Origin of the sequence: Marinilabilia sp. (assembly GCF_016278715.1) — a bacterium.
Taxonomy (GTDB): domain Bacteria; phylum Bacteroidota; class Bacteroidia; order Bacteroidales; family Marinilabiliaceae; genus Marinilabilia.
Genome location: NZ_JADQBH010000302.1, coordinates 1 through 7,215 on the forward strand (window position 1 = coordinate 1; position 7,215 = coordinate 7,215).

At 43.4% G+C, this 7,215-nt stretch carries 3 protein-coding genes; all 3 read right to left on the reverse strand.

The window, feature by feature from the left end:
* Nucleotides 1-173: 173 nt before the first annotated feature.
* The gene (locus QZZ43_RS18325; RefSeq protein ID WP_291862287.1) at nt 174-1,406 is read right to left on the reverse strand and encodes a glycoside hydrolase family 43 protein; all 1,233 of its coding nucleotides are present in this window, start codon (nt 1,404-1,406) and stop codon (nt 174-176) included.
* A gap of 101 nt (nt 1,407-1,507) precedes the next feature.
* Nucleotides 1,508-3,535: a RagB/SusD family nutrient uptake outer membrane protein gene (locus tag QZZ43_RS18330; protein WP_291862288.1), complete on the reverse strand. Its 2,028-nt coding sequence runs from the start codon at nt 3,533-3,535 to the stop codon at nt 1,508-1,510.
* Nucleotides 3,536-3,555: 20 nt separating this feature from the next.
* A complete protein-coding gene (locus tag QZZ43_RS18335; RefSeq protein WP_291862290.1) occupies nt 3,556-6,807 on the reverse strand; it encodes a TonB-dependent receptor in 3,252 nt (1,083 codons plus the stop codon).
* Nucleotides 6,808-7,215: the final 408 nt, after the last annotated feature.

The following is a 7,215-nucleotide window of genomic DNA, read 5'->3' on the forward strand; positions in this document are numbered from 1 at the left end:
CACTTGAAAGACAGATGTTTCGACTACGCTCAACATGACATTTTTTTTGTCCTTAATACTTTTTGGACAACTCCTTGTCATTATAGATTAAAGATTGCATTTATTTCTCAAAAAGAAAAACAGCCAGTCTTTGCAAGAAAACACTAATACTGCAGGATTCGTGCTGGCATGATTTAATCCTTGGCATTAAAAACAGATAAATCCCACTCATCTCTCCATTTCAAAAGTGGTTTATCTCCCTGGAATTCCACAGGCAGCCATATATACCTGCCATCAATGGGATTTTTGGGTTTCCAGCGATCTGCCATAAAAATGAAAGCATCCTCCTTGCCGTTTACCGGCAAAACAAACGTGCTCTGCGAATGAAAGGTAAGCTCTGCCCCATCACCCACACATGGGTTTCCGAGTTGCTGCCACGGTCCCCAAATCGAATCGGACACAAAAGAGCGGGCTGCATTGGGGGCCCAACCAGTACAACCGGAAGTAATGAGGTAATACTTTCCTTTACGCTTAAAAAGCGCCGGAGCTTCATTATGGCCACCGGGAAATATGCGCGTCCAACGGTCTGTAAACGAAGTATAATCTGCTGAAAGTTTAGAAATATGCAATGTCAGATTTTCCTCTGAAGAATGAATATGATAGGCTGTTCCGTCATCATCCACAAAAAGGGTCATATCACGTGACATCTGACCGGTTTCAAAATCGCGCTTTACGAAAAGCCCCTGCTCCACAGCCTCATGCCATGCAGGAGTCCACCATTCCAGAGACTCACTAAATGATGCAGCTTTCATCTTTTCTGTGGCATCAACAGGCCACGTGCCTGCATTGGGACGAAAAGAACGGAGGTATTCATAAGGTCCGGTTACCTTATCACTGATGGCCACACCGGTACGAGCGGCACTGTAACCCTGACCTTTAAGTTCCAGATGAAACCACATCACAAACTTTTTGGTAGCCTCATTAAAGATTACTTTAGGTCGTTCCATCACAGCCCCCTTAACAATTTCCGACTCAGGGTCATCGGCTGATTCAAAAGCAATTCCTTCGTTTTTCCAATTGTAAAGGTCTTGAGAGGAATAACAACGAATGCCAACAAGGGCAGTATTACCGCTGACACCAGCAGTTTTATGTTCTCCAAACCAGTAGTAAGTATCTTCATGAAATAACATTCCTCCTCCATGCGCATTGATGTGGACACTATCCGTGTCGTACCAGACTGCTCCCGGATGAAAGCTTTTATAAACAGCCTTATCAACTGTTTTTTCAGAAGTTCTTGAACTATTGAACCCGGCAAATAATAACGACCCGACTGCTAAAACACCCCAAAGGAAAGCTCTGAAAAAAGGGAATTTGAATTTGTTGAATTGCCAAGCCTTACAACAAAAATAAAATACGCTAAAACCCATGATTATTAATTTGATTTAAAAAGATTCATATCAGGAAGCCTTAAGTCGCTCAATAGAGGACTAAAATTGAATAAAAAAAGCCCCGGATGGGGCTTTTTTTATTATTGTTCTGCTCCCTGACCGGCAACCGTAGGCCATCCCGGATTTTGATAAATCGGGGAAGTGGATATGGTTTGCCCATCATCAGCTGAGATGAGAAAATGCTGAACTGCAATTGGCTCAAGATAATGAGCTTCGGTAAAATACAATCCGTCGTAATAATTGTTATTGGATTGTACAATCTGATAGGGACGTAAATACTCACTCAACCCGGGGGAAGAAACGGTATTCAACTTTTCATCACTCTGGTCGGCCAATAAAATACCATCGTCATAGTTGTTTTGCATTGGTCCCCATATTTTACACCCTTCGATCTGGAAACCATTCAACTGATCCATTGCACGCCAACGAATCAGGTCGTTGTACCGCTGTCCCTCTCCAATAAGTTCGCACCGGCGCTCGCGACGAATATTGTAAAGAGTAGCATCCACCATGGTTCCCTGTGAGTATGCACCCCAATCATAATTGGCTTCAATACTCATATCTGTAGCAGCAATGGTAGTGTTGTAATCCTCATCTACTCCCGCACGTCTGCGAATAGCTCTCCAGTATTGGTCGGCTTTTGAATCCAACGACCCGTTTTTCACATAACAGGCTTCCATGTAAATCAAATATGCTTCAGCAGCTCTGAAAATTACCGGCGCAGTTAAGTCCTGACCCAGAATTTGCATATTGTAATCAAGAGCATATCCTTTACCCAACATGTATCCGGTTGAGGTAGAATACTTTCCATCAGAACTATAGACAACAGGAGCTTCCTCAAAGGTTTCCGGATTATCAATATTGATAAAAGCCTTCACTTCGCCGGGCGCTTTCATAAACAACTGCCAGCGACTGTCTCTGTCCACTTTTGTATCCTCAATGTAATCGTCTCCCTGATAACCACTTCCAGCAGCATAAACCGGCAAACCATTCTGCATCAAAAATGACTGCTCCATCTGATGCGTATAACCTTTTTGGGCACCATAATAAATGTAATGATTATAGCTATGCGCTCTTCCCAAGTCCACATCGTATGCACGGTACATAATAACTTCAGAATAAGCAGACGGATCGGGAGTTGCAAACATATTGTAATAATTGTTCTGCGCTTGCGAAGCACTTTCCTGAATAACCTGATTGTTGTCCACCAGGCCAACATTATCAGCAATCTGAGAAGATGCATCCATGGCTTCAGTCAGAAAAAAATCGATCTCACCCTCAAGACTTCCACCTGGAAAGGAATAGTTGCTATTGTAATCTTTTTCGGCTCCAGGCCAACCCGGACCGTTAGGCACAAGTGGGGTTCCTGCATGGTATTTTTCCCAGGTTCCTTCGAACAGAGCCACCCGGGCTTTTAACAACAAAGCAGCATTTCTGGTAATTCTTACTTTGCCCCCATCAGGCTCGTTGGACAAGAGATCAATCGCTTTATCCAGATCCGAGAGAATAAACCTTGCCACTTCGTTACGGGGGGCTCGTTGAGATGCTTCCACCAAAGCCTCCTGTTGGTCAGGTTTTGGTTCGGTAATAATCGGGAAATCGCCAATTTTACGAAGGCGGTAGAAATATTCATGTGCTCTAAGGAAATAACCTTCCCCCACATAATGCGCAATATTATTGGAATTTCCATTTATTTCTCCTGCCTCAAAGCGGGGAACAACGGTTTCCAGGTAATAGTTGAGTGCATAAATATTTGAAAAATTCCACTCTCCACCTGTAGAAGGAACCGTCCACAAACCGGGCACAAACCTTGCATTAGAACCACGGGTAGTGGCGTTATCGGTGGCCAAATCATCAAAATAAAAAGATTCTCCCCCACTTCCATAGTGACTGGGCAGCATTCCTCCTTTGTCATCACTGCCACCATTGTAATTGTCATAATCGGCGTAATACTTTATCGTATAGGCAGCCAGGTGAGTTTCATCCCAAAGATAATTCTCAGGGGTCACTTCCGATGGCGGAGTAACATCAAGATGGTCTTCGCATCCTCCCATCATCAAACTTGCGGCAGCAAATGTGAATCCGGCTAAAATCTTACTATATTTCATTGTAATCATTGCTTTAAAAATTAGAAGTTTACACTCAAACCAAAACTATAAGTTTTTGAAAGAGGATACACTGTACCTCCCTGTTTCCCAATACCAGCTGTTTCCGGATCCATTGTTTCCGATAAACTGGTCAAGGTCAACAGGTTTTCTCCCGAAACATAAATTCTGAAATTTTGTAAAGACAGCCTGCTGATAACCACCTCGGGGAAGGTATAACCAAATTGCAGGTTTTTAAGTCTCATATAAGATGCATCCTGCAGGTACCGCGTCTGAGTTTTATGGTTTTTGTTATTGAACAAAGGTCTGGGATAATAAGCATCGGTATTTTGTCCCAGCGGATGATTGCTATCAGCTCTGAAATAGTCCATGTGCTCGGTAAAAGCAGTTGACCACCATTGGCCACTACCGGTAGCTCCCCAAAAAACCATACTGTTTTCACCGGGATCAAAATCACGCTTAAGCACTCCCTGCCAGAACATTTGCATATCAAAACCCTTCCAGGCCGCATCCAATCTGATTCCGGTTCTGAATCGTGGTGTATTGTTTCCAATAATTTTGAGGTCTCCCATATCTGATGTGGTATTGCTGCCATTATCCACCTTTCCATCGCCGTTGATGTCGGCATACATGATGTCACCGGCTGCCCAGTTGCTTCCCAGTGCGTTCTGGCCACCATTTGGCAATGTTTCCAAATGGTTTTGCATCTCCTCATCCGATTTGGCTATCCCAACTGTTGTATATCCGTAAATATTTCCTGTCAGTTCATCTTCACGGTATCTGTCAAGACTTCCGGTAGGGTTACCGTAACTCAATATTCGGGTTTGCGAATCTGCAATGTTCACACCTACACCATATCTAAAATCACCGAGTCGATCACGCCATTGCATCTGAAGCTCCCATCCAAAAGTTTTAAGGTCGGTATTATTGGTTTTAGGAACACCCGTTCCCAAAGTAGCCGGAAGTTCGATGCCCGGACCAACCATATCCAGTGTTTTACGCTCGAAATAATCAAATGACCCGGTCAACCGGTTATCCAGCGCACCGAAGTCAACTCCAATATTCGTAGTTTCTATCTTTTCCCAGGTCAATGTTGAAGAAATAAGCCCGGGCACAGAAGCAGTATTGGGTTTTGCTCCATTAACAATCCATTGTCCATCAGAAGCCCCCACCCCAATTGTTTGATAAGTGGGATACCAATTGTCTGTGTTTTGGTTGGCCAAAACTCCATAGGAAGCACGCAGTTTGAAAGTGTGCAGATAGTCACTGAGCGATCCCCAGAAATTCTCACGGGCAATATTCCAGCCCAACGAAGCAGAAGGTGTCCAAACCCACCTTTTTTCCGACCGGTACCGCGAAGACCCATCGTATCTTGCATTGATCTCCAGCAGGTATTTCTCATCGTAGTCATAATTAATCCTTCCGAAGAAACCCGCTGTACTCCATTCCTGATACTGCCCCATAATGGACATATTATCATTGTTGGTGGTCAAATCAAGAACCGGTAGATCGGTGGTAATCATATCGGTTCGCTGGGCACTCATCTTGCGATATTTGTATTGTTCGGACTGAATTCCCAACATACCGGAAATAGTATTGGCACCAATGTCTTTGGTGTAATTGGTATAAACATTCGGATTCAGGAACGTAGACTTATAAGCGTACTCATAAACCTGCTCATTGTTGGGACTGGTAAGTGCCTTATAGGTTTTCTCCGGGTCATCAGCATAGTGTGAATAAACACGCTTCTGGTCCCAGTGCGTCCAATCTGTCCCGGTTCTCACATTCATTTCAGCAATGATGTTCCAATCCTGTACAGGTGTCAGAGTAGCTTTTACCTGCTGAGACATATTGTCATTCTGTTCAGCCTGGCGTCCGCCTTCCGACATCGTTTGAACGTAGTTGATATCAGACATATAATATCCATTAGGATCCTTAATAGCTCTGATTGGCCTGGCACGACGGAGAATGTGATCATAAAATCCCTCATTCATCGCAGTAGGCCGCTCATAGTCAACTCTTACAAAGCGGTTAGAATATTCCACTTTTGCAACCGGAGATAGCTGGGCAGAGATTTTTGCAGTTAACGTATAGCGATCATAATTCTCTGTTCCATGACGCATAAAACCCTCCTGTGTCATGAAATTGGATGAAACGTAATAGGTGATATCCTCTGTTCCACCGCTGATACTAAAGTTATGTTCCTGCGAAGGCGACCATTTCTTGTAATACTCCTTCAACCAATCCACATTGGCATAGGTGTAATCGTAATTCCATTTGCCGCCACTCCCTTCATAAGCAACATTTGAGGGATCCAACTCACCATCGTAATAACTCTTCACCAAATCTTTATAGTCTTCGGTGTAAAGGTGAGAATTGGAAACGTTGAAATTGGCGTCATCGAAGAAATTAACAAATTCCCAGGATGATTGCATATCCGGCAATAATACAGGAGTATTAAAGCGAAAATTATTATTGTAGTTAATCACCGTTTTGCCGGCTTTACCGCTTTTGGTGGTGATTAAAATAACCCCGAAAGGAGCTCTGGAACCATAAATAGAAGACGCCGCAGCATCCTTCAATACAGAAATATTCTCAATATCCTGAGGGTTAATGGTGTTGATATCACCCTCCATACCGTCTATCAGAACCAACGGATCGCCTTTGGAACCATCGCCAATAGTACCGGTACCACGGATATTTATTTCTTTGGAGGCATTCAGTTCTCCCCCTACACCACTGTTGGAAATGTTCAATCCGGGAATTACACCCTGCAAAGCCTGAACGGCGTTGGCAACAGGTCGTTCTTCCAGGTCTTCTGAAGAGGCAGTGGCAACAGCTCCTGTAACATTAATCTTTTTCTGGGTTCCAAAACCCACCACTACAATCTCATCCAGCGCTTCAACACTTGGTTCAAGAGAAATATTAATTACCGTCTGGTTTCCCACAGGTATTTCCTGATTCTCATAACCAATAAAGGAAATTACAAGAACCGGATTCTCCTGGGCTCCAACATTGAGTGAGAAGTTTCCATCAATGTCGGTGATGGTTCCTGAAGTCGTGCCCTGCAAAACAATACTTGCTCCGGGAACAGGACTGCCGGATTCGTCAACAACAGTACCACGAATGGTTTTCCCGTCCTGGGGCACAGCACTCCATGCAGGTGAAACAGTGGTCATCAATCCCAATAACATTAAAAACATTATCAGGCCTGGTCTGATGCGACCGGAAACGATTCGCCGAAAGCCTCCGGTAGATAAAACTTGTAGACTCATAAAACTTTAATTTGATTAATAAATGTGATTTAAAATGGGTTCCTGCTTTGGAAAAATGTTAAAACAGACCGAAACCGTTTCTCCGGGTCGAATTAAAAAAGCTTTGAACAGCAAAACCTCTTAACACTTTTTTCAAAACATAAACAAATGTAGCCAGGAGTGTATGCAGGCTTTTGCACAAATACGACAGATGATAGAATGAATTTGAAAGGGGTATAATTTTCTCGTTTCAGAATGGTAGTTTTTCGATTTCCCAAACACCATTCACCAACCTAAGGCATTAATAATGTGAGGATTAAGTTAATATTCGCGTATATATTTTTACAGATTGCTTCTCCCGACCTCGTGCCTCATCGGGATCGCAATGACACTCTTTCACTTTTAAATGGAAGAGGTTGGCAGATGGCA